This is a genomic window from Bifidobacterium sp. SO1 (assembly GCF_018555335.1).
GTDB classification, from domain to species: Bacteria; Actinomycetota; Actinomycetes; order Actinomycetales; family Bifidobacteriaceae; genus Bifidobacterium; species Bifidobacterium simiiventris.
This window is the reverse complement of the sequence record NZ_JAFEJR010000005.1, coordinates 153,374-179,394: the sequence shown is the minus strand read 5'-3', so window position 1 is coordinate 179,394 and position 26,021 is coordinate 153,374. Positions and strand designations below refer to the sequence as shown.

At 57.5% G+C, this 26,021-nt stretch carries 15 protein-coding genes and 1 tRNA gene; 6 read left to right on the top strand and 10 right to left on the bottom strand.

Translation table 11 applies throughout. The features are described 5' to 3' along the window. Positions 1-268: 268 nt before the first annotated feature. Entirely contained in the window at positions 269-2,149 is a 1,881-nt protein-coding gene (locus JS541_RS06495) for a glycosyltransferase (protein ID WP_214373636.1), read from the bottom strand. 177 nt (positions 2,150-2,326) lie between these two features. On the opposite strand from JS541_RS06495, the gene JS541_RS06490 reads away from it, so the two are divergent. After that, positions 2,327-4,564: an LTA synthase family protein gene (locus JS541_RS06490; RefSeq protein WP_214373635.1), complete on the top strand. Its 2,238-nt coding sequence runs from the start codon at positions 2,327-2,329 to the stop codon at positions 4,562-4,564. A gap of 69 nt (positions 4,565-4,633) precedes the next feature. Beyond that, complete coding sequence (locus JS541_RS06485; protein ID WP_214373634.1) at positions 4,634-5,662, top strand: glycosyltransferase family 2 protein; 1,029 nt, start codon at positions 4,634-4,636, stop codon at positions 5,660-5,662. Positions 5,663-5,704: 42 nt separating this feature from the next. Here the strand turns inward: JS541_RS06485 and JS541_RS06480 are convergent, their stop codons facing one another. The 4 genes from JS541_RS06480 to JS541_RS06465 form a co-directional block, all read right to left on the bottom strand. After that, positions 5,705-9,805 (bottom strand): glycosyltransferase, encoded by a 4,101-nt coding sequence (locus JS541_RS06480; RefSeq protein WP_214373633.1) that lies wholly within the window; start codon positions 9,803-9,805, stop codon positions 5,705-5,707. A gap of 39 nt (positions 9,806-9,844) precedes the next feature. Next, positions 9,845-11,065 carry an ABC transporter ATP-binding protein gene (locus JS541_RS06475; protein ID WP_214373651.1) on the bottom strand — a complete coding sequence of 407 codons (1,221 nt, stop codon included), beginning with the start codon at positions 11,063-11,065 and terminating at the stop codon, positions 9,845-9,847. A 20-nt stretch (positions 11,066-11,085) separates the two neighbouring features. Further along, complete coding sequence (locus JS541_RS06470; protein ID WP_346428293.1) at positions 11,086-11,916, bottom strand: ABC transporter permease; 831 nt, start codon at positions 11,914-11,916, stop codon at positions 11,086-11,088. Between the two features lie 92 nt (positions 11,917-12,008). Beyond that, a complete protein-coding gene (locus tag JS541_RS06465) occupies positions 12,009-14,186 on the bottom strand; it encodes a hypothetical protein (protein ID WP_240539270.1) in 2,178 nt (725 codons plus the stop codon). Positions 14,187-14,350: 164 nt separating this feature from the next. Between JS541_RS06465 and JS541_RS06460 the strand changes: the two genes are divergently transcribed. Continuing rightward, positions 14,351-15,301, top strand: coding sequence for a glycosyltransferase family 2 protein (locus JS541_RS06460; protein WP_214373632.1), 951 nt, complete (start codon positions 14,351-14,353; stop codon positions 15,299-15,301). Here the strand turns inward: JS541_RS06460 and JS541_RS06455 are convergent. The 3 genes from JS541_RS06455 to JS541_RS06445 all read right to left on the bottom strand — a co-directional run bounded on the left by JS541_RS06455 (position 15,260) and on the right by JS541_RS06445 (position 18,533). Then, positions 15,260-16,702 (bottom strand): DUF6020 family protein, encoded by a 1,443-nt coding sequence (locus JS541_RS06455; RefSeq protein WP_214373631.1) that lies wholly within the window; start codon positions 16,700-16,702, stop codon positions 15,260-15,262. The two genes, JS541_RS06460 and JS541_RS06455, sit on opposite strands and share 42 nt — an antisense overlap. 72 nt (positions 16,703-16,774) lie before the next feature. Further along, positions 16,775-17,491: a hypothetical protein gene (locus tag JS541_RS06450; RefSeq protein ID WP_214373630.1), complete on the bottom strand. Its 717-nt coding sequence runs from the start codon at positions 17,489-17,491 to the stop codon at positions 16,775-16,777. A gap of 70 nt (positions 17,492-17,561) precedes the next feature. Then, positions 17,562-18,533, bottom strand: a complete 972-nt coding sequence (locus JS541_RS06445) for a L,D-transpeptidase family protein (RefSeq protein WP_240539269.1) — start codon at positions 18,531-18,533, stop codon at positions 17,562-17,564. 167 nt (positions 18,534-18,700) lie between these two features. Here JS541_RS06445 and JS541_RS14765 point away from each other — a divergent pair, with 167 nt between their 5' ends. Both JS541_RS14765 and JS541_RS06435 read left to right on the top strand, forming a co-directional pair. Continuing rightward, complete coding sequence (locus tag JS541_RS14765; protein WP_240539264.1) at positions 18,701-20,386, top strand: hypothetical protein; 1,686 nt, start codon at positions 18,701-18,703, stop codon at positions 20,384-20,386. 74 nt (positions 20,387-20,460) lie between these two features. Then, the gene (locus JS541_RS06435) at positions 20,461-21,825 is read left to right on the top strand and encodes a hypothetical protein (RefSeq protein ID WP_214373629.1); all 1,365 of its coding nucleotides are present in this window, start codon (positions 20,461-20,463) and stop codon (positions 21,823-21,825) included. 34 nt (positions 21,826-21,859) lie between these two features. Here the strand turns inward: JS541_RS06435 and JS541_RS06430 are convergent, their stop codons facing one another. Then, positions 21,860-23,533: a glycoside hydrolase family 25 protein gene (locus tag JS541_RS06430; protein ID WP_346428292.1), complete on the bottom strand. Its 1,674-nt coding sequence runs from the start codon at positions 23,531-23,533 to the stop codon at positions 21,860-21,862. A 450-nt stretch (positions 23,534-23,983) separates the two neighbouring features. On the opposite strand from JS541_RS06430, the gene JS541_RS06425 reads away from it, so the two are divergent. Continuing rightward, positions 23,984-24,059 (top strand) — tRNA-Asn (locus tag JS541_RS06425). Positions 24,060-24,356: 297 nt separating this feature from the next. Here JS541_RS06425 and JS541_RS06420 read toward each other — a convergent pair. Beyond that, entirely contained in the window at positions 24,357-25,667 is a 1,311-nt protein-coding gene (locus tag JS541_RS06420; RefSeq protein WP_214373628.1) for a DUF4143 domain-containing protein, read from the bottom strand. Positions 25,668-26,021: the final 354 nt, after the last annotated feature.

Sequence of the window (26,021 nt, the reverse complement as noted above, 5' to 3'; positions counted from 1 at the left end):
TCGTGGACGAGATCAACAACCGTCCCATGCGGGTACTCGGCTACCGCACGCCGGCCGAGGCATTCACCGACGAACTGCTAGAATTAGCCGACAAACAAGGGCGTTGCACTTCTAAATAGACAACGGGCACGAAATTACACCAATGTACACCATTGTGCACTGCATGGCATCACTGTCATACATTGTCGAAATATCTGACAACACATAACAGCGGGGCCGCCGGAATCCCGGCGGCCCCGCTATGATCAGTCCGTATCAGTCCGGACGATCAGTCCATGTTGAGGTAGTGCTTCCAGTACTTGACGGAGGTCAGCTCGGCACGCGCGGCGGAGTATTCGCGACGCAGACGTTCGATGTTCTTCTTGTAGTACTTGAGGTCGCGCTCGTAGCGCTTGACGATGGCGGAGTAACGCTCCGGATCCTTGACGCGCACGGCGCCCTTCTTGTTGTACCAGTCGATGACGATGAGGTACTTCTTGTTGTGGATCGCACCGGCCGGGTACAGCCAGCCGAGCACCGGAATGACCGCATAGCCTTCGCCCTCGTACTTGAAGAAGCGCTGGCCGTTGTTGGTCACGTAGTCCTCGAGGCGCTCAAGGCGGGTACGCGGCTTGTCGCCGTCGACGAGCTGACGGTCGATCTGGCTCAGGTCGAAGCCGTCGATGCCGAGCTCCTCCGCGCGCTGCTGCACCTCCGGGAAGGAGACGAGCTTCTCCTTGTGCTTGTTAGCGTCCATGAACGCCTTCTCGGCGGCGCCGGGCTGGGCGATGAACTTCGGCCCCTTGAGGAAGTCCTCGAACGCGTCGAGGCACAGTTCGGCGTTCTCGTAGCCGAACTTCTTGAGTTCGAGGCGGATGTTGTTGTGCAGCTCCGCGAGCAAATCGGCATCCGGGTCAAATCCCGTCGTACAGTGTGCAATAAAACCATTACGAGTCGTTTGGTAACGTTCCACTGCTGCGTTATAGCGAAGATGAAAAGCCATGTGCCAGATGCACAGGCCATTCATGGTGATGAACTCCTTGCCGCAACGCACGCCATATTCGGCATCATCAAGACGTACAAAGTATGGCAATGGCAGACCGTTCTCCTTGATGACGCTGATCGGGATGCAGCAGTACCACCATGCAGCGTATCGCTGCTTGCGCTTGAGGATATCTTTTGGCATCCTAAAGCATTCGTTATAGACGATATCTTCAAACTGAGTAAGACGCAGCGGAGGTTTTGCAGGACGGCACGCGCCACGATCAGTCATCCAGCCGGTGTCCTCCCACTGGTCCTCGCCGATCTCGTAGTTGAGCATCGCGCCGGAGATCATCGCGTCGTGGTATTCGGGCTTGAGCAGGCGCAGTAGGTTGTAGGTGCGCTTGATGCTCTCCGGGGAGACCGCCACGTCATCGTCCATGAGCAGGATGTTGGTGGCAGGAACTTCTTGTCCCATCGCCTCGATCATGCCGCGGGTGAAGCCGCCGGCGCCGCCGACGTTCTGGTTCGGACGCACGGTGACGTGCTCGTCGCTGAGCTTGTCGACGTCGAGCGTGCGGCCGTTGTCGATGACGTACATGTGGAAGTGGTTTGCGATGTCCTCATCGGAGGCGAGGATCTGGCTCTTGACCAGACCGATGTTGCGCTCGATGAAGCTTTCCTTCTTGAACGTGGCGGTGGCGAGCGCCAGTTCGATCGGGCGCGCCTCGCCGGTGTATTCGAGCGAGTAGCAGCTGTTGCGGATGGCGACCTGGCCGTCGGTGGTGATGGTGAAGCCGACGATCACCGCGTCCTCGTCCACTTCCAGTTCGAGGTCGACGCTCTGCCAGTCGTCGCTCGCCGGCAGGTCGGCGGTCACGGATTCGACCGGTTCGGGGTGCGCGGAGAACACGCCGCCCTTGGTTTCGATGACATGCGCCGCGGCGCCTTTGAGTTCGAGGTGCAGGAAGAACTTCGTCGCGTTCGTGTATTTGCGCAGCTTCTGCACCGACAGGGAGTTGAAGTATGTGGAGAAGTCGTATTCGCCCTTGGTGTACAGCAGCCAGGAACCGTCGGTCGCGGCCTCGTCTTCGATGACCGGCCCGTCAGCCTTGCAGTACAGGGAGGGATAGCTCAGCGAACGCGGGTTCCTCTCCAGCAGGATATTGGCGAATTTCATCGTGGGCATACTTACCTCGGTCCTCGTGAACACAAACAATCATTGACATGATATAAGAAGGTAGGTATCAGGCGGCAGTCTGCTGCGCGCCACCCAGAGTACACAATTTCCCTTGCAAATAGGGAGTTCTCAGCCTCCGACTACAATATCCGAGTCACTCAACCCTAATTATTAGATGGATGCTCGATGACGGAATACATGACTTCTTCCGACCCACAATCTGATTCAGCGGACACGACTGCGCAGCGCCCGGTCGAAGACCGTTTCGGATTCGCCAGGTTCTGCGCGCGATGCCGCACGCGGATGGAACCGTTCATGCAGTCCCGATTCGGCACCATATTGAACACAGCCTTCGATATCGCACGAAACCTGTGGAACAGACGTATCCGCTTTTCATACGCGTTCTACGCGGTCGTCTTCACGATCGTCACGGTTTCGGCCACCTTGCTGCTGCAGTGGAGCGTCTATGCGGAACCGACGTATGCCGATCCCAACGCGGTCGACACGTCGACGAAGGCGTGGAATAGCATTGCCGGGCAGCTCACGAAATTCGTGGTGCAGGTCTGGCTATTCCAGCAACGCAATGCCTTGCTCAATTTTTTGGTACTCGGCCTGATCTATTTGGTTCTGGTGTTCCTGCTCAACCGGTTCTGGATCGCGACGGCCGTATTCTCGTCCGTCATGCTGGTGTTCGCGGTAGCCAACCATATCAAGGTCGCGTTGCGCAGCGAGCCGATCATCCCCTCCGACCTGAGTTTCCTGTCCGGCGGCAATACCGGCGAGATCTGGTCGTTCATTCCGCAGGATGATCTTGCCTTGGTGCATCGTTCGATCAAAGGGCTTGTGCTGCTTGTGGTGATCTGTGTAGCGTTACAAATCCTCGATCGCCGCACCTGTGTAATCCCGTTCCGCTGGAAGCATCCGTTCCGCAATCCGAAGGTCATCGCCGGCAACTGCACGCGGCTTGTCACCGTGATCGTGAGCGCCGCGACCCTGTTCTCGTTCACGTGGAATCTCGGCATCCCCGGCTCGTGGTCATACGAGTGGGCGACGAGCATGGGAGACGCCGCGCAGTTATGGGATTCGCTTGGCGATGCCCGTGCCAACGGCCCGGCGATGAACTTTCTGCGTCTGGCGCACGCGAAGACGATGGACAAGCCGGACGGCTACAACAAGGCCGCGATGCAGGAACTGGCTCAGCGGTATTCGACCGCGGCAAAGCAAACCAACACCGAACGCACGAACAATTTCACCGACAGCACGGTGATCATGATCCTGTCCGAGTCGTTCTCCGACCCGACGCGCGTGCCCGGCATCACGTTCACCGAGGATCCGATGCCGAACATCCGCGCGCTGAAAACCACGACAACCTCCGGCCTGATGCTCTCGCCCGGATACGGCGGCGGTACCGCGAACATCGAATACCAGGCTCTGACCGGATTGAGTATGGGCCTGTTCGACGATTCCATGCAGTCGCCGTACCAGGAGCTCGTGCCACACCAGAAGAACCCGTACACGTTCAACCAGATATGGAACGCCAAGTACGGAGAACAAGGATCGATCGCATTCCACCCGTACGTGAAGAACATGTACCTGCGCGATTCGGACTATAAGAAGTTCGGATTCAGCCACTTCTACACGCTGGACAGCAACCCGCCCATCGCACATCAGGAGCGCATCGACAATGCGCCAGTAACCAGTGACGCGGCGGCATACCAAAGCGTGGTGGACGCATTGAACGCCAACGGGGCGAAACACCAGTTCGTGCAACTCGTCACCATGCAGAACCACATGCCGTACAACGACTGGTATGCGAACAACCAGTTCAAGGAGGCCGACACCTCGGCGATCTCCGGAGACGAGAAGACATCCGTCGACACGTATGCGAAGGGCGTCAGCCTCACCGATCAGGCCACGGCGGATTTCCTCGCCCAACTCGATCAGATGTCCAAGCCAGTCACGGTGATCTTCTACGGCGATCATCTGCCCGGCATTTACCAGACCGCCGCCAGCGACGAGAACAATACGCTATCGCTGCATGAGACCGACTACTTCATATGGTCGAATCAGGCATCGGCCGGCAACAAGAAGATCAATGCGGGGACTGCGAGCTATGCCTCGTCCAATTTCTTCATGACGATGGCATCCGAGCACATGGACACCAAGATCTCAGCATATCTCGAGATGCTGCGTCAAGTTCATGACGAAATTCCCGCTTTGGGACGACTGGTGCTCGGCACACATGGATTCGGCGATGACTCCGCTACCGTCTATCTGGATGCCGAAGGCAATCCTGTGCGATACAAGGATCTTTCGGATAAGGCCAAACAACTCATCACGGATTACGAACTGATCCAATACGATATGACCGCCGGCAAGGGATATCTCGACGATACCGATTTCTTCACGGTCGCATCGAAGTGACATCCCGCGTGTCTGTGACATACTGGAACAGTCGATAACCGTACAACGCGACCTAGAAAGTCCTCGCCCATGCCCGCCAACAGCCTTGTCTCGATCATCGTTCCGGTGTACAACGCGGAACGGTATCTGCGTCATTGCGTCGACTCGATCCTTGCACAGAGCCATCGCAACATCGAGGTGATTCTCGTTGACGACGGTGCGACGGACTCGTCGCCGGCGATCTGCGATGCATATGCGGCGGCCGATCCACGTGTGACGGTCATTCACCAGCCCAACGGAGGTATCGCCAAAGCCCAGAACGCAGGGTTGGACGCCGCTTCCGGCGACTATATCGCATTCGTGGACAACGACGACATCCTTGATCGACGGAACATCGAGCTGCTATTGCACTCACTCGAATCGACCGGTGCCGACATGAGCAAGGCGCGTTGGCATCAGTTCGGTGTATCGCAGCTGGAGACCGTGGCTCGGAAAGCTGCGATCGGCGCGGCTGAACCGAAGAGAATCACTGTGTTCCGCAATCCGCTTCTCGCCTATCAGACGGTGTTCTGTAAAACCCTGCGTGTACTGGGCGACACGTTCGGACATAACACCGAAGCCCGGTATTTCAACGAAGCGAACTGGTGCCGACTGTACCGGCGGGAGCTGTGGAACGGCCTGAGGTTCCCCGAAGGCATGTATGCGCAGGATGTGATGGTCGCCGGCGAGTTGTACTCACGCATGAACAAAGTGGCCGATATCGATGTGAATCTGTACAACTGGCTGCAATCGGCGGGATCGGTGACGCACAAGGAAGCCGGAGCGGTGTTCTTCCATGACAATGTGCAGGCCGGCATAGCAAACTTCCGGTACGCTTTGGATCACGGTATCACGCCCGCCCGCAGCTACTACATCATGATCGAGCAGCATCACGAGGCCACCCATGCTCCGGACGTGTCAGATCCTGGAAACCAACTAGCCCAGGCAGAGGATCGTGACCGTATCCGCACATTGCTGGCACAGCTTTCGCCGATACAACGTATGCGATGCTTCCTTCTGTATCGGTTACGTTTGGCAGAAAAACACGTATACGATCAGCACATCAAAAACCTGAAGTAACGCGAGCGGGGCAGTCATTCCGACTGCCCCGCTCGTTATCGTCTATCGTTCCTTCACCCAGTAATTACCGGACGTGCGCGATAGATTCGGATTATAGTACGGATCGTTTTCGACGATATCGTGATACTTTGCCTGGAACTTCGCGGCTTCCCGTTCAAGACGAGCCTTCTTGTTCTTGCTTTCCACATCATATCCGCGGGTCACGGATTCATAGTGGTACAGCTCCGTCTCGCAGGACCAGACATTATCGCGATGCAGTTGGTCGTGAATGCGGATGCACAGATCGACGTCATTATATGCCACGGCGAGCACCTCATCAAAGCCTCCCACAGCTCTGAAATCCTCTGCCTTGACCATGCAGCACGCCGCAGTGACCGCGTAGTAGTTCACATTCTCGATCAGACGGCCGAAGTAACCGAAGTACGAACGGGGGAAACCAACCTGAATGTGGCCAGCAGCACCACCAAGACCAAGTACGATTCCGGCATGCTGGATGGTTTCCGTGGGATAGTACAGTTTCGCTCCCACTACGCCGATGCGATCAAGCTGAGCGAACGACACCATGCGGGTCATCCATGACGGGCTGATCACTTCGGTATCGTCGTTAAGGAACAACAGGTACTTGCCATTCGCCTTTTCCGCGGCCATGTTGTTGATACGGGAGAAGTTGAATGGGATATCGATCTCCTCGACACGGAATCGGTCTCCGAGCTTCTGCTGGTACCGCTTGTACAGATTCCACATGTTCGGATTGCTGCTGCCGTTGTCCGCAATGATGATCTCATAGTTACCGTAGTCGGTTTTGTCGATGATCGAGCTGACGCATCGCTCGATATTGTCATACCCGTTCTTGGTGGGAATGATCACCGACACCAGATCACGACTGGCGATGTCGTAATGCACATGGTAGATGCCACCGGCCAACGAAGGAACCACTTGCGCGGCGATGCCACGTCGTTTCACAGCGGAGCGCAGCGCGCGCAGGCCGGCATCGGAAGCGTAGCTCTTCGCCCCACCACTGGAGGCCGTAGACGTCGCCAACGTGCGCCAGTAGTACAGGACCTTGGCGATGTGCCGGATGCGAGACGGATCGGTCTTCTCCACGAAACGAAGCACCAGATCGTAGTCCTGAGAGCCCTCATACCCGGCACGGAAGCCGCCGATCTCGTCGACAATGGATTTCCGATAGACGCCGAAATGGCTGATGTAGTTCGTGCTCAGCAGCAGATCCGGCGAATAGTCGGGCTTGAAATGCGGGTCGGAACGGTGTCCCTCCTCGTCTTCCTTGTCTTCGTCGCTATAGATCAAATCCGTGTCGGGATGCCGGTTCAGCAGTTTGACGACCTCATAGAGGGCCTGAGGTGCAAGCTCGTCGTCATTGTCCAGCAGACCGACGAATTCGCCGGTCGCGATCTCCAGCGCCGAATTCGTCGCCTTGGAGATGTGGCCGTTCTCCTCACGGAACACCACCTTGATGCGCGGATCACGCTTGACATACTGTTCCAGTAACGGGCGAACGTGCGGCTCCGTCGAATGATCGTCGGCCAGACACAACTCCCAGTTCGAATAGTACTGGCCAAGGACGGAATCAACGCACTTCTCCAGCCACCGCGGTTCAACGTTGTAGACGGGCACCAGCAAGGAGATGCAGGGCTTATACGAGAATGCAGCAATGTCACGTTCCACCTGCGCGAGATCATACCGTTCGGTACGCACGATCAGTTTCTGATACATTTGCCGCTGCCGGCGCGGAGCCCAATACTTGTCGATCAGACGCCTGACGGTGCTGCGCGGGTGGCGCATCAGCGCGGCCTTGCGACCAAACGAAGCAAGTGCGGCGAGCACGGGGGAAGCCTGGACCTTGATATCCACCTTTTTGGTATCGGTCGGCGTAGATAACACAAGAGCCGGCTTGGCGTCGACAAGATGCTTTCGTCCCCCGCTGACGGCGATTTCGGCGTGGAAACCGAGAATGGCGTTGGCCGGCACCGGCAAAGCGGAATTCACGTCCGGACGCCCGTATCGTTCAACGTCGGACAACATGGCCCATCGGGAATCGGCCAGCGCGATGCTCACTTCCTCGCCTTCATGCAGATCGGCAGCCCATCCGGTGACCCGGATAATCGAACCGTCCGAAGACACATCAACGCTGTCAATCGAGGACGCGATGCCATTCTGTTCGTGATCACTAGGAGGGAAGCATACGGAGGCGAACGGATCGGCCAGGTTACGGTGCATCTTCAGATATTCGATGCACGATGTCTTGTCAATGGTCAGATGGCTCTTCTTGGCATCGATGAACACCGAGTACGGCTGCCACAACACGGTATGACCGGTCTGCTGGTACATACGCGCGCAATAGTCGATGCCGCGCAGTCCAGGCTTCAGTCGGGTGTCGAGTCCGCCGAGCTCGATGAACTCCTTACGTCGAGCCAGCATGCAGTCCTCGGTGACGGCGAACATGTCACGCGGCAGCAGGTCGCGGAAGTAATATCCGATGCCCTCATCCCATTCACCACGCATCTCGAACGGTTCGCATTGACGCAGTGCCCGCAACGTCACCCCCACGTTCACCACACGCTTTTTGGTATCAAAGATCTTGCCACCGATGACACCGATCAAACCATCAAGAGAATAGTTGACCATGTCATGCAACCAGCTGGAACCATCGGGTTTGAGCCCGTTCAGCAGGACGATCAGGTCTTCCGTGCGGCTTTCCGCGGTCGCGTTGACGGTGTCCGGCGTGACAGGAATCACGGAGAAGGCCGGGTAGTCCGTCATTGCTCTGAGCCGCTTGAGCTGATCCTCCGAATATGACGACGCCAACACGGCCACGGACGGGGCGCCGACGGCATAGTCGATCTTATAGGTGCCGAGATTGTCGAGCATACGAACCGTACCAGTGATGCCTCGGCGCCGGAGAGCGGACTCAAGCGCCTTACGCCCGGCCTCATACGCATACATCTTGCTGCGAGGATCGCCGGCCACGGAGCTCGCGAGCGTTCGCCAATGGTACAGCATCTGCGGGATATGATGCACCCTATGCGCCTGTTCCGTCGCGCGAAGCACAAAATCGTAGTCCTGGCTGCCGTCGTATTCACTGCGCAACGGACCGACCTTGTTCAACAGTTCACGGCCAACCACGACGAAATGGGTGATGTAGTTGTGACCGAGCAACAGGTTCGGAGAATAGTCTGGCTTGAAGAACGGATCGAATCGAGTGCCTTTTTCGTCGATCTTGTCCTCATCGGTGTAGACGAAATCAGTATCGGGATGCTCGTTCAGTGCCCGCACGACTTCGAACAGGGCCTGCGGAGCGAGTTCATCGTCGTTGTCCATGAAGCCGATGTAATCGCCGGTCGCCAGTTCAATGGCCGAGTTCGTGGCCTTCGCGATGCGACCGTTTTCTTCACGGAACACGATCTTGATTCTGTGGTCGCTTTCCGCAAGCTGCTTGAGCAGAGGCCGAACATGCGGTGACGGGGAATGGTCGTCGGCCAAACACAGTTCCCAGTTGTCGTACCACTGGTCGCGCATGGAATCGACGCACTTGCGCAGCCACACCTCATCGACGTTGTACACAGGAGTCACCACAGAGATCAGCGGTTTGTGGGTGAACGACGCCATGATCTTCTCGGCATCCTGTCGGCTCATGGTCTCATGCCGCTTGATCCAGGATTCGTAGAAAGTCTGCTCCTTGACGAATCGGCGTTTCACTGCTCCCATAAATGCCTTCATGCCCTTGGGAGTCCACAAGTGCGTGATGTAATAGAGCATCTGATCCATTCTTCTGAACACGTATTCCTTGCGGAACTGTCCGAAGATCTTCGAGACACTGATGCTTTTTGCGATTGCCCCTCCCGGAGTATTGCACAACAGCTTGAACGTATCGATGCCGTCAGGGACGATGATCTTGAAACCCGCCTGTTCTCCGGCGTCCAGATCGTATATCTTGTCGATGTCGATGCGCGGCTGCCTCGACACGGTGATGCGCCGGTCCTCCACCGCCAATGGCAGCGCGGTCTTGCGCATCTTGTCCACAGACCATCCCGAGATGACCGTCTTGGACTGGTCACCGATCTTCGCGTGCTCGATTGCGTCGATGGTCACCTGGTACGTGCGGTTGTTCAATGGAGTCAGCATGTTCTCTCCCGTTTCTCACTGATGCTTGGCACGTTACGTTTATTCATGTCGGGGCGGATCGATATGCACACGGACGGAGGTATCCGGATTCACCACGGACATCACGGGCGTGGCCGTACCCTTGATGTGGAAGCGGCAGGCGTTCTCCGCCAACAGGATGCGCTCGTTGTCGTTCTGCAACGCCGCATTGATCCGGAAATCCCCGAAGGCCAGAACGTTGTCAACCTCGAACACGGCGGTATGATGTCCGGCCTGCAGCTGCGTGTCATCGTTGCCGAACGACACCGACAGAACCGGCACATTGCGTCCGTCATACACGTCTATGAACAACTGGGACAGCGGAACCGCACGGTCACTGTCGAAATCGACGACGATCGAAAAATCCTCCTGCTCCGAGAGGAATTTCTGCGGCTCGTCGCCAACCAGCGTCTCCACCGTGTTCACGGTTACTGCATTGCGTATTTTCGCCTGCTCCTGCTGTGCCTCAACGACTTCGCGCGGAGGCAGGAACGAATCGGAATACGCGTCGGCGATTTCGTCGGGATCGCCGATCTTGGCAATCCTGCCGTCCTGAATCAGCATGGCCCGGTCACAGTAGCGGCGAACATCCGGCATGGAATGGGTGACGAGAATGACGGTCTTCTTGTTACGCTTCGCTTCGAAGAAATAATTCTGGCATTTCTTCTGGAATGCCTCGTCTCCGACGGCAAGCACTTCGTCAAGCACGAGGATATCACCCTTCGACTTGATAGCTACCGAGAACGCGAGACGCACCTGCATGCCGGATGAATAGTTCTTGAGCTTCTGCTCCATGAAGTCGCCGAGCTCGGCGAAGTCGACGATATCGTCGTACAGTGCGTCGATCTCCTCATTGGAGAAACCCAGCATGGCTCCGTTGAGGTACACGTTCTCGCGACCGGTGAGCTCGGGATTGAAGCCGACTCCCAATTCGATGAACGGCACCAGTTTGCCGTTCACAGTGATGGTGCCCGCATTGGGCTTGTAGATCTGGGAGATCAGCTTCAGCAAGGTCGATTTGCCGGAACCGTTCTTACCGACGATGCCAAAGAATTCGCCTTGCCTGATTTCAAAGGAGATGTCGTTCAGGACTTCCTGGATGCGGTATCCACGAATGCCACGTATCCAGTTGAAGAGCATGTTCTTCAAACTGCCCGCACGTTCGGTCGGCAGTTTGAACCTCTTGGAAACATGCTCCACACGAAGTGCCACGGGACGAGTGTCAATACGCTTATCGATCATGTTCTTTTCCTCAGCCACCATCACACCAATTCCGCGAAGTAATCGGACTTTACAGTGAAATACCACAATCCGCCAATGAAAATGAGCCCCGAAAACACGACCGGCCACGCGGCGATGAACGGATTACTCACCCATTCCCATATGGTCGGGTTCTCGGGAGCGATCATGACGTGCCTGGCATCCTGAACGATCTGTGCCATCGGGTTAAGGATCAGGTCGAGTTTTGCGATGAGAGGGCCATAAGCGCCGGCTTTTGACGCGATCAGGGAAATCGGGTAGATGATCGGCGTCGCGTAGAAGCCCGCCTGCATCAACACCTCCCAGATCGGATTCAAATCACGCAGATTGACGTACACTGCGCTCAGGAAGAAGGCGATGCCCAAAGCGAGCAGATACAGTTCGAGTACAATGGGCAGAATCAGGATCCACGACCACGTCGGATGAACGCCGTTGATCACGGCGAAGATGATCACGACAACGAAATTGATACCGAAATTGATCATGGCGCTCATGGATGAAGCGATGACCACGACATATTTGGAGAAATGTATCTTGCGCAGCAGATCGCCGTGACCGACGATGGACATCATGCCGCCGGTGGTGGTCTCGTTGAAGAAGTTCCACAGGATGATGCCAAGCAGTAGGCCGACGGAGAAATGGGGCACATCAGCGCCGAACTTGAGGAACCGCACGAACACCATGTACATGATGGTGAACAACAGCAACGGTTTCAGGATGGACCAGATATATCCGAGGAAGGACTGCTGGTAGCGAAGTTTGAAATCCGTGCTGACCATGGCCTTGAGCAACAGACGATTCTTCCTCGTGAAAATCTCCAGAATGTTATTCACAGACACAACTCCTCAAACACAGCGAAACCGTATGTTCTATCAGCCAAATATCAACATTACCTGCCGGATTGGAGAATCACCGGCGGCATAGCTTACCGCTTCACGATCCGATAAGGCGTACGTCCATCGATCATCTGACCGACCTGCTCGAACGTATAGCCGTCGAACTGCTGTGCGGTCAAATCCTTGTCTGTCAGAATGTAGGAGACTCCCAGCGATTTCAGCTGAGCGGGGGAAATACGCAGCAGATACATGTCCGGAGAGATCAGCTGGAACGTCTGCTGCGCGTCTTGTTCGAGGTTGACGGAGATATAGGCGTATCGGTTGTACGTCTTTTCTTGGGCACCATCGGGATCGAGCTTACGCCAGGTATCCATATCGGGAGTTACCTCCAGTGCATTCAATGTGCGGATGCCGTTAGCGACCAGCAGATTGGCCAGTATCGCGCTGTCCGTGCCGTCAGTCACCCACATGCCGGGATCATTCTGCTGCACGGAACGTATCTGCGTGATCATCGGCTGTTCGGTGAGCGGCGCAGTTCCATGCTGCACCGGGTTGACCGACATGCCAGATACGAAAAGCACCGCCACGGACACGATCGTCGCCACGAATCGCACGATAGCACCCCTCAGCAACACCGACATCACAAACACAACACAGAACGCGACGCACACCAGGCAAGCCGGCAGATTCATATACGTCGAATACACCCGGCGGGCACCCCATAGGTCGACGGCGGCATAGGCAATGCCGATCAGGACGATCCACGCCACGGGCAAATGCTGTTGCCGCTGCGCCACCGCTCGCACCAGCAGGATGATGTTGGCCACACCGAAGGCGACCATCGCCCGGCCAGATGGCACGGCGGTCAGCATCAGTGCCGAGGAAAGCCACAACGGAAATCCGACGCACATGAACACGGCAAGCACCGCTACAACCACGATCAGCAGAACGCCCAGCACATCCGCCTTGCGGGCCTTCACCATATTGATCACGGACAGCACGATGCCGACCGGGAACAAGTCTACGAATAACGAGATCTCGACCGTGTTCAGGGCCACACCCGGCTTCACCACGAATTCCTTGAACGGCAGCATCAGCGTCGCCGTCGAGGAGAACAGCTGCGGCCATTGGTATCCACCGCCGACCGACTTCCTCGACCCCGGATAGACCGTGTTCATCGTCGACTGAATCGTATCGAACGACAGCATGACGACCGTGGTCATGATCCCGGCAAACACCAGCAGTTCGACCGCGATGACCGCGACGTCAACGGCATGGATACGAATGCGTGACCAGCGACGCACGATTGTGAACAAGATGAGCACCACCAACACATATCCCAGCGTGATCTGCCAGGCTGGATACAGCGACAAAGCGTACATGCCGGCGCATCCGAGGATCACCGCCAGATACGCCGCCCGTCTGCCGGAGCGCGTGTCAAGCAGATACCGATCGAAGCATACGATGGCAGTAAACATGGCAATCAGCATCTCCGGCAGTGAATTGACCGCGAACCACCACTGCGTCAGAGGAGCAAACGTGATCAAGGCCGCGCCGAAACATGCGACTCCCTTGTGCTTTATCTGCTCCGACGGCACACCGTCGATCCTCTCGTTCGTGACGCACAGGAAGAATTCGTACGCCGCCAAGAACAGCACGACCAGGCGGGCCGACCAATAGAACGCCAGCCCCCGGGCGCTGCCGAACACGAGGTATCCCCAGTGGAACGGACGGAAGATCTCCGCCCAAGTGATGACGGGAGCGTCTTTGATGATGAACATGTCGGCGGCCTTGTTACCGAACAGGTCGTTGAAATACCCGTAGCCGTTGTACGCTTGGGAGAACGCAAGCGGCGTGCCGACGATGTATTCATCCGAACGGATGCTACGCGGAGTGCCCCACACGACGCCCTGCGACATGTCATGGCCAAGCCAGTCGTTCCACATGCCCAACGACGATCCACTGACGTTCAGCAACACCGCGGCCGCAATGAACACGACTCCGATGGCCCATCGGTACCGGTGTAGCCATTCGCCGGTGCGACGAGACCCACAGAACAACAGGAAGCACAGCAGCGACACCGGCATCGCAAACCAGAGAAAACGAATGATGACGACCGACCGAGTCATATCGACGCTGTCCAAGTGAAACAGCGAACTCAGGAACCGGGGCGAAATCACGGTCAGACAGGCGGACGCCGCCATCGCCACCAATGTCGCGAGCGCTTCCCTTCCATATATATCAATGGCTTTCCGGAGTCTGCGCATACCCAAGCGACGCCTTTCCTTCAACGACATAACCCTGTGACCTATCCCTGCATCATAGCAAAGCGGCGTTCCCCGCCCACGATGACTTTATGAGGCAAGACAGGAAATGCCGCGTCGCGCGGTATACTGAGCTGCGCAGGTTCGCCGAGAGAAAGATACACGACATGGTTTTCGAACAGTCCCCTGAAGTCGCGGTGCTACTGCCCTGCTATAACGAGGAACAGACCATCGGCAAGGTTGTACGAGACTTCCGTAAGAGCCTGCCTGATGCGACCATTTATGTGTACGACAACAATTCTTCCGACCGGACCGCGCAGATCGCCGCCGCTGAAGGCGCGATTGTGCGCAGGGAGCCTCGTCAGGGCAAGGGCAATGTCATCCGCGCGATGTTCGAGGACATCGACGCCGACGTGTATGTCATGGCCGACGGCGACGACACGTATCCGGCCGATGCCGCCCCGGCCATGATCGCCAAACTGCTCGAAGGCTACGATATGGTCATCGGCGACCGTCTGAGCTCCACGTATTTCAAGGAGAACAAGCGTCCGTTCCACAATTTCGGCAACCGTCTGGTGCGAGGCTCGATCAACAGCCTGTTTCACGCGGATGTGACCGACATTATGACCGGCTATCGCGCGTTCACCTTCACCTTTGCAAAGACATATCCGATACTGTCTCGAGGTTTCGAGCTCGAGACCGAAATGACCATCCATTCGCTGAACAATAACCTGCGTCTATACGAGATGCCCATCCAGTACCGTGATCGTCCCGCCGGCTCCGTCAGCAAACTCGACACAGTCGGCGACGGTATCAAGGTGATCAACACCATCTTCCGTCTGATCCGCGAGTACAAGCCATTACCGTTCTTCGCGGGGAGCGGTTTCATAGTGGGACTGATCGGGTTCGTCCTGTGCTGTTCTGTACTGATCGAATTCTGGCAGACCGGTCTGGTCACTCATTTCCCGACGCTGATCGGCGCGGTCATGCTGGTGATCGCCGGGCTGCTACTCATCGTAACGGGCATCATTCTTGACGTCATAGCCAAGAACAACCGCAAAACGTTCATTCTTGAATCAAACAGATTCGCCTTGCTGCAACGTCTGCGCAACCGGTGACGGTTCGGCCCTACCGACTGCCACACGACGAAGATACAGCAGTATCACCGGCAGCAGATAGTACATCTGCAGCGAATATCGGAACATCGGCACCGGCGCGAAGCACAGCAGCGACAGCAATGTCGCGTACAGGGGTATCGTCACCGTCAGGTAATCATTGGTCGCGCGTCTGCGCGCCGCGATGCACAAACCGACGATCATCGTCCACAATGGTAACGCACGGTTGAAGAACACGAAATTCATCACGTCCGCCACCAGAGGAAGACGCATGCCGGCGATGCGATAGTAGATGCCGGAGAAGAAGCTTTGCGCCCTGGTTTGTCTCGGCGAAAACTGACTCACATACCCGCCACGGCACGCATTCCTGCACGTGCCGATGGTCAGTTCATCATGATTGGAAAAATCGATGCCGATCATGATGTTCCCCGCGTCAGGAGTGAGCTGCCAGAACGGATACATCATGTCAAGATATGCATGGACATAGGATCGGGGGTTGCGGATGCCGATCTCGAACCATGCCTTCGCAAAATCAGGAGTCAATGCCGTGCCGGTTTTGACCGGATCCGCGGTGATGGGATCATAGAGGTTCTTCCAATCCTCACGACTGCGAACCGTGTCGATGATTCCAGCGGCTGACGGCGGAATATCGCCGTCGTCTCGCACGGCCCGAGCTATCTGCTGCGCGGGAACCGACAACATCTCCTGTGAAGGGGACGGCTGGGCATGCAACGCCACGCCGAACAGCAGACTCAGGGTGATGACCGCAGCGGCAATGGCGGCGAACAGGACCACGACCCGAACGCGCACCGCCGTATAACGGATCATGAGTGCAATGAACACAAACACGATGATCAACGCGGCATTCTTACGCAGTTCGAATGCGAGCAACAACAGCAATCCGAACGTCACGATGAACCAGCGGCGTTCCAGCGCCTCGCCGTGCGTCACGGACAATTCGATCAGCATCACCGTAAGTGACAGCAATACATAGGCGAAGATCAGATCGGAACTGTACAGCAGGTTGTACATCAGAAACGTAGGGCACAGCGCGAACAACACCGCCGCGATCACGCACGCTTTTGCAGACAACAGTCCGATCCATTCCAGCCGATACAGAGAGAACGTAACGGCCGCCACGAAACATGCGATCTGCACGAATCCGTAGAAGCCGTACGACGGTGTGAGATACATGAACGGCACGGCAAGATAACCCCACACCAGCGAGTGCCACTGCGAAGGCTCACCCGTGACAATGCCGGTGATGGTGGCCTGATGATCGGCTTGGATGAATCCCGGCCATGCCGCGTAGAGACAGCATAGGTTGGGGATCAACAGGATCGCCGCGATGATGACGTATCGTTCCCAGACACTGTGCACGGCATGAGCCATCTTCGTGATCATCTGAGTCCTTTCATGGCAATAGGGCGGAATCTCACGATTACCGCCCTATTGCTCTGATAATTCAAATCGTCGTCAGTTCGCCGGGTACCAGTGCGGTATCTTGTTACCGTCATGGTAGGCGCAGACATACTGCTCGCCAGTCTTGCTCACACCCTTCTCGCCGGCTTCGGATTTCTTGCACCACGCGCCCGGGGTGATGACTCGGCCCGTCACCGACGGCTTGGACGGTTCCGTGGGCTGGCTGGGCTGGGAGGGGGCAGGAGCCGCGGATCCACCGCCGACGCCGTACCATGCCAGGCCTTCATCGCTCCATCCCGCGTGCACGAGCATGTCGCGCTCGTTAGTGTTCAACGTGTAGTTGTGCGAGCCGACCTTGGCGTTCGGATTGTACTGACGGTACAGCGGGTATGCACGATTCGTATCCGACGAATACCAGCCGATGCCCTCGTACTTCCAGCCCACGCGGACCAGCATGTCGCGCTCGTTGGCGTTCATCGTGTAATGATGGTCGCCGACGTTCGGATTGTACATGCGGTAGACAGGCACACTCGACTTGACCGGGGCCTTCCAGCCGATGCCCTCGTACTTCCAGCCGAGACCGGTCAGATGATCGCGCTCGTTGCTGTCTGCCGTGTAGAAGTGCTCGCCAGAGTTCGGGTTGTACACACGGTACATATCGCGCACGCCTCCGGTATCGGCCATCGCGCTCGACGGCAATGCCACGAACGACACGCACATCATCAGCATCGCGACCATTGCCGCGAACGCACGACGCATGACATTCTTCATGTTCTCTCCTTTCTGTTCTGATCTCTCCGGAGAATCCACGACGATTGCTCCAAAGTCCCATTATAGGCGGTCAGTGAATGTTGACCACCGTGCCACGCGGAACCTGGCCGTAGAACCACTGCGCGTCGGGAATGCTCAGGCGTACGCAACCGTGGGATGCGGGATGTCCGAGCTTGTTGCCTTCGGAAACGATGTAACGGCCAGCGGCATCGGTCGGCACCGAGTGGAACAGGTACATATTCGTTGGTTCGAACGCGACCCAGTAATTGGCTCCCATGCCTTCCGACGGATTATAGAAAGATCCTCCGCGATCACCGATGCGGAACGTGCCGCGCGGCGTCGCGTCGTTCATGCCGGTGGATGCGATCAACGTGTAAACCACGGTCGATCCGCTCTTCACATACACTCGCTGGTCGGCGATGGACACATCAATGCTGAGGTTCGCGATGGTGCCAAGATTCGGGTAGGTTCCACCGGATGGACGTCGGTACTGCGGCTGAGGCGCTGCGACATCTCCCCCGACGCCGTACCAGGCTAGTCCTTCGTCCTTCCATCCGGCCTTGACCAGCATAGTGACCTCGTTGCGGTTCAACGTGTAATTGTGTGCGCCCGATCTGGCGTTCGGATTGTACTGTCGGTACAGCGGATATGCACGGTTCGTATCCGACGAATACCAGCCGACGCCCTCGTACCGCCATCCGGACCGCACGAGCGAATCACGTTCGTAACTGTTCATCGTATAGTGGTGGTCACCGGCATTCGGATTGTACAGACGGTAGACCGGCACGCTCGACTTCATCGGCGCACGCCAGCCGATGCCCTCATACGTCCACCCAACATTCACCAGACTGTTGCGTTCATTGCCGTCGGCGGTATAGAAGTGCTCCCCCGAGTTCGGATTGTACAGACGGTACATGTCGCGCACGCCGCCGGAATCCGCCATCGCGTCGCTTCCGGGCATAACCAGCATGAGTATCGATACCGCGGCGACGACCATTAATCCCAACACACGTATCGCGTGCAACTTCGTCATTTGAAACATCGCCACTGGCTCCCTTCCTTCTTGCCCGTTCACCAGCATAGCCATTATCCGAGCGGATCGCATCGTCCACTTATCCGCGACACCAAACGTTCAATCAGACCCCCTTAACTGCTATAACGGAAGGGTTATACCTGACATGTTCGATGTGCAGTAGGGAGAGAAGTATCATGCGATCGTCACGACGCACGGACCGAGTTCATCGCAGCATTTTGACCACTACCGCCGTACTGTGCGCAACGGCGTTGTTCGCCTGCGCGCCGGCGGCCTGGGCGCAGGAATCCACTCCGACGGATGAGCCCGCCACCAATTCCGGCACGACGTCCGCTCCAGTTCAGCAGTCCGAGACGGACGGCGACAATCAGGCCGAGACCCAAACCGAAGCGCAATCCGACGAGACGGCGACGACCGACGATCAGCAGGATGCCTCCGCAGCCGACGACAACGGCACCACGACGGATCAGACCGCCAATGGCGAGGCCTCGGATGAGTCTGAAACAAGCGATACGGATCAGGAACAGCAAGACGGCCAGTCCGGTACTACCGACGAGCCCGATAAGTCCGATTCCGAATCCGCAACGACCGAAACCGGCGAGCAGTCAGGTGACGCGAACGCCACGGACAAGAAAGATTCCGCCACAACCGGCACGCAATCCGGGAACGTCAACGGCGAAGACAAACAGCAGGCAGACAAACCGCAGGCGTCCACCGACGAGAAGAGCGAGCAGAAGAACGCCGCCACTGACGACAAGCAGTCCGACGAAGCGTCATCGGACGAGAACAAGTCAACCGATGACGAATCTGACGATGAGACCCAGATGAGGATCGGCGGTAACGGCAAAGTCACCGGTAAGGACGCCAACAAGACCGCGAACGAGGCGAAGAAAACCAAGTCCGAAGGCTCTGTCGACATGTACCGCATGTACAACCCGAACTCGGGCGAGCATTTCTACACGATGAACACCAACGAACGGAAGATGCTGCTGGAGAAGGGCTGGAGCTACGAGGGCATCGGCTGGCGTGCACCGGTCAAGTCCACGACCCCCGTCTACCGCATGTACAATCCGAACGCGGGCGACCACCACTACACGATCAACAGCCATGAGAGAGATATGCTGGTTCGCAAGGGCTGGAAGTACGAAGGCATCGGCTGGTACTCCTCCGACGTAGTCCGCGCGTATCCGCTGTACCGCCAGTACAACAAGAACGCCAAGGCTGGCGCGCACAACTACACGTTGAACCGCAACGAGGTCACCATGCTGGTCAAGGCCGGCTGGAAGGACGAAGGACTGGCCTGGTACGGCGTCGGCCCGGCAGGAAAGTCCGAGCAGACCGTGTTTAGCCACAACATCTCCTGGCTGGCCCAAGGCTATAACACCTGCGCCCCCACCTCCGGATACATGATCTTCCGCGCGGCCAACTTCACCCGTTCCGCAAGCGGCACCGCGTTGTCCGTCGATGCACTGGCACGGTACATGAATATGCAGTGGAACGGCGTCATGTTCTACGACATCGCCAAGGGCATGAACAGCTGGGTCGGCAGCGACTCCTTCACCTCATACCCCAGCCCGTCCTACGATACGATCCGCAACGCCGTGCGTCGCTCCTATGACACACGTTACGCCCCCATGCTGGTCGAAGGCGAGCGCCGCGGCGGCCCGCACCTCAACGGTCACCCGAATTCCACGTTCGACCATGCGATCGTGGTGGACGGTTACAACCAGTACACGGGCAACGTCACCATCGTGGATCCGCTGACCCCGATCAGGTCCACGTACAATCTGCGCTGGCTCAACGACACCTTCCTGCAGGTGTCCATGACCGCGGATCATACCGGCATCGTCACCCCGCGCTGAGTAAAGGTCTCGGCACCGATCACCCACCATCCAGACAGGCACCGCTTCGGCCATTTCATGAAAGAAGACGCGACATGGCGAGCAACATTTCAGATAACCATAATGAATCCAAGGCGTCCGCTCGCCGCCGTATCGCGGTCATCGCGAGCGCTGTGGCATGCATCATCGTCATAGCCGCAGCGCTCGGCCTGTATCTGACCCATCGCGGCAACGGATCGGACCAGGCATCCGGCCAACCCGGCAACCAGAGCGCAACCACTCAGAATAACGGCTCCGCGACACCGTCCAACGGCGATTCCGACAATCCAAGCAATGATGTCTCGGCAGAACAGGACAATTCGTCATTGCCGTTCTCATTCAAGGGCGCCGATGCGCCGACCACGGTCATTGACGCCTCCCAACAGGCGACGGACGCCACGCTGTCCGGGGCATGGACGTTCGGAGGAGACTACTCGGTCATCGGTTCCATTCCGATCGACGCAAACACGGCATTCGGTTCGTCCACCAACACCCCCGACGATATCACCTCCTATGTGGCGGCCATGATCTCTGCGGATGGCACGAAACCGCTGGAACAGAAGCAGGCCAGAACATCCGGCGCATACGAACCGCAGGACGGCACCGGCAACGCGCAACGGGTCGTCTGGCGATCCTCCACCATCAACGGAAGCGCACAGACGCTCTATGACAACTGGCGGATCCAGACATGGTCAGCCGATGGCGGAACCGTCACGCTTGCCACCGCAAAGGATCTGAACCAGCGAGAGGACACCCCTACCGTCGACAGCGATATTGTGCCGACGTTCAACGAGGACAACGCCTTCTTCGCATCCAATATCATCAAGGATGGCTCATGGAAGACAAAGATCGTGCAAATGAGGCTCGATGGCAAAAACACCGAAGCTATCGCCGACGGCAGCTATCCTGCAGCTGTGCCGGACGGCGTGCTGTACGCCTCCGACGCGAGAAGCCTTGGCGACGACAAGGTCGCATATCAGTCGTTGAATCAGTACTCGTCTAAAACAGGAAAATCGAACACTGTATTCTCGATCTCGGGTAAAGACCATTCTTGGGGCATCACCGGGGTCTGGGCCAGCTCATCCTATCGCGCGATCGCGATGACCGATCTCCAGACGAACACGGAAAGCTACATCGGCGTGTGGAACTCAGACTTCTCGAAGCCCGTGGCCTGGCTGCATGTGGCCACACCCACCGTTGTCGCCTCTCTCAATGACGACTGGCTGGTATGGGGAGCCGGTTCGCAGGCGGACAATGCCGACATATACGCATTCCGGTTCGATCAGCAGACGGTGAAGAAACTCGGTTCCGCGCCTGGATATTCCCGCCCCGCGATCGCGATGGACAACGATACCGTGATGCTGCCGGTAGTGAAAGACCAGAGCAGTCCTGTATCGTATACGATCGCGCAGTTGCAATAGATTTTTCTGGGCTCTTCGGGAGTCCAGAAGTCCGTTAACGGGACTTCCAGGCCACACCTTCCTGCTTCCAACCGGCCTTGCCTACCGCCTTGTACTCGCCGTATGACGTCGTGTATACGTGCTCGCCGCTGTTCGGATTGTACAGACGGTAGACATTGACGGTGTCGGACGAGGACACGTACCAAGCGATGCCCTCGTCATGCCATCCGAGGCTGACCAAGTGTTTGTGCTCGTTGCTGTTCATCGTCCAGTTGTGGTTGCCGTCGTTGGGATTGTATTCGCGGTATACGGGGATGCCGGAAGTTCCCACCTTGAATGAGGCACCTTCATCGTTCCATCCCAGCGACACCAGCATGCGGGCCTCGTTGCGGTTCATCGTGTAATGGTGCAGCCCGCTGTTGCGGTTGTAGACGCGATATACGGTGATCGCCGGACGTTCCGGAGCGGCCGGCTTGTGGGTGGTCACCGTCTTCACGCCGAAAGCGTTGAGATCGACCGAGCCTTTGATGCCGTTGATCTTGCCCTGCGAGGTGTATTGCCATCCGCGGTCGTTGGTGGAGAACGGGAAGTTCGTCTTCTCGCCGTAGCTGGCGACCCAGCGCGCCTTGGAGCGGATGTTGGTGGTGTTGAGCGCCGTATTCAGATAGTTGGTGTAGGAGTACACGCCGAGGTTCTCGTAACCGGCGGTGTTGAGCTGGCGGTACCAGTTGTTGACTGCCCCGTTCCACGCCTTCGGATCGGTAGGGGCCTTATGGCCGACCCATGTGCCGGTCCAGTTCTCGAGATCGTAGAACATCGGATAGCTCAGGTCGCTCGGGCTGACGCCGATCTGCTTGAGTTTCGCGACGACGTCCTTGCCTTCCTCGGTGCCGTCCGACGCCGATTCGGCGTAGGAATAAATGTACATGCCGAAGGGGATGCCGAGCCGCTTGCATTCGTTCACGTTGCGCTTGGCCTGCGCGTCCAGACGACCGCCGTAGCCGAAGCTCAGACGGATGATCGCGCCCTGCACGCCGGCGGCCTTGACCTTGGACCAGTCGATGGTGCCCTGCCATTCGGAAACGTCGATCACGCCCTTGGCCTGCTGGACGAACAGGGTGCCGTCCGCCTCGAAGAACGCGGCGGATCCGTTGTAGGTGCCCCAGTGGGCGCCGTACTGATTGTTGCCGAGGGATGCGGCGTAGACGCGAGCGGTCTGGTTCGTCTTTCCCGAGATGGCTCCGGAAGCGCCGGATACCGCCGCGTTGTCGCCCTCCGCCGTTGCCGCAGGCGCGTTCGCGTCGCCGCCGTTGGCCGCGACCGCGGCCTTGACATCGCTCGCATCGACCGGGATGAACGATTTACCGTCCGTTTTCGCCAGCGGATCGGCCGGCGCGTCTTGTGTGCCGACGATCGTCTCGTCGGTCACGGTCTGACCGGTCTCCAGATCCTTGACTTCACCTTCGGACGTCACCGCCAGTTCTTCCGAGACGACCGTCGCGTCATCCGGTATGGTCTCGCTGACCTGCTGGGGCAGTTCAGCATCCGGATTATCGGGCATGGCGCCGGATGCGCCGTCTGAGCTCGTCGACTGTTGATCGGCCAGTTTCAGGACCGGCACATCACCGATTGAGGTGTCCTCGACCGCGGTATCCGTCAGCGCCATAGCTGGCATCGTCGTCAACGTTCCGGCCAATACCAATGAGGCGACTGCCATGCTTGCAGCCACCGTTCCACGACCTTTTCCGGATTTCCACCGCATCATCCATGCTCCTCACGAAAACTTCACAACCGGCGATCCGTCATCACATCTTCTTCAACCGCCGCACGCCCTCTCCACCATACCCATATCTCTCGTCCGATAGACTCCGATAGACGATGGACGGTCACATCATCACCACATGCGAACATCACCATCCGCTGTCATGGTCGTCAACGACCAATTCCAAATATGACGGCAGCCCCTCCGCCGACCGGCGACCGGCTTCTTCAGGTGACGGCAACAGCGTACTTGACCGTATCTGCGTCCGGCCTCACGCGGACCGGCTTCTTCAGGTGTGCGCGAAACAGCCTGAGGCCCCACTGCTCGCGACACGCCGAGTTGCACAGGGAGGGGAGCCCGAGTATTCTCTTCTTTCGTTGCACTGAACGGCGCAATTCGTTCAGGGTGAGCAAGCATTCCTGCGTAGCTCAGTTGGCAGAGCATCCGACTGTTAATCGGACGGTCGCTGGTTCAAGCCCAGCCGCAGGAGCCATCGGATGAAGACCCCGGAACCCACGTTCCGGGGTCTTCATCGTTTTGCCGCCCCCTCCGACGCAGTGGTGGTTTCGGGGTTAGTGGTCTTATCCGGGCGTGTCATGGGGCCGTATTCAATCAGTAGCCGGCGTCTTCTAGCGGTAAGCGGACGCTGTTCTGCCTACTGGCGTCCGCTTACCGTTAGCATTTCCCAAATTCTAGCGGAATTCGGACGCAGATGGCCCGTTCAGCGTCCGTTTACTGCTAGAACAACCGCACAGGTAGTCAAAGACCGCCGCTGCCCAGCATCACCATCTCATACACCCAATACGCCCACAGGTATCACGTAAATTCCGTTATCCTGCCGATACGCGAACTCTCCCACACCGACGAGCACAGCGAGAAACTCCGGTTCCTTGACCCTCGCCCCAGGGTTCTTCAGCAGCTTCTCCTTCAATCGCAATAGGCTCGCATTCGCTTCCGGCACCTTATCTTCGCTGGTCTTGATCTCGATGCCACCCCATCGGCCATCAACCAGTTCGACGATCGCATCGCATTCCAGACCGGAATCATCATGGTAGTATCGCACCGGTTCCATGCCGATATCCGGCAGGGCTCGCGCATATACCAGCAGATCACGAACGCACAGGTTCTCGAACAGGAAGCCGAAGGTCTGCCAATCATCGATCAACGCACTCGGATTCATACCCAATGCAGCCGCCGCAATGGAGGGATCGGCGAAATACCGGCGAGGCTTGGTCTGCAATCGTTTCGGATCACGCGCCGGAGGCACCCATCCTCTGACCTGATCGATGACGAACATGTCCTCGAACATCTTCGTATATTCGGAAACGGTACGTTCGGAAACGAAATCATCGAGATTTTCCTCGGCACCATACATGTCCTTCCTCAACGTGCGGAAGGTGACCGGCTGACTGATGTTGCGGGCCAATGATCCCATCAGCCGCTGAGCAATGTCCGGGCTCTTGCCCAGCCGAGCCACGCTCTCGGTCAGCGTCAGACGAAGGTACTCGCGAATCAATATCTGCGCGTCGGCCACTGGCATATCATGCGCTTCCGGCCAGCCGCCGCGACAGACCGCTTCCAACAGTCCACGCGTGTCGACACTGCTACGCGCCGCCTCGAAGCGATGCTCGAACAATCCCCTCAGACTGACCACGCCGGAGGATATTCCCGATTCGACCAAGCTCATCGGGCTCATTCTGATACGCCCGATCCGTCCCGCACCGCTATGCTGCGGCCCCTGCGCGCCTTGAGGTGTGGACGAGCCGGTCAACAACCATTGCCCCTTTGCCCCATGGTCGTCATCGACCCGATGCCGCACCTCGTCCCAGATCGCGGGGACCAACTGCCATTCATCAATGACATGGGGGCGTTCACCGAGCAGCATCAGCGATGGATCAGCTTTGGCCGCAGATAGATTGTTGTTCCGGTCCACATAGGTGATGCTGGCCGCGTGGGCGCGGGCCGACCACGTTTTGCCGCACCACTTTGTTCCGGCGATTTCGATCGCGCCGAAGATCCGCTGATATCGGGCTATCTGTTCGTCGACAATACGTGGACGGTAACCGTCCGGCGTCATATCGCTCGTGATTCTCCCGCTCATGCCGCATATCCTTTCCACAGACCACCATCATCGACTGCACGAATCCGAATATCCCAACGACGAAAATCCGAATATCCCAACAGCATTAATCCGAGTATATCAACTACCAAAATCCGAATATCCCGACGACGAAAATCCGAATACGAGACCGATGAGCGGTATAAAGCCATGAAAATAGCGGGAAGCGGTCGCTGAGACAGTGCTCAGAGACCGCTTCCGGGCATACGGCCGGTTCGGGGCACAGAAACGGGCGTAAGCCCGGGAAGGAATCCGCAAACCAACAACCCTCCCGGGCATACGGCCGGATACCGCATCCAAAACGGCCGTATGCCCGGATGGGCATACCGAAGCGGA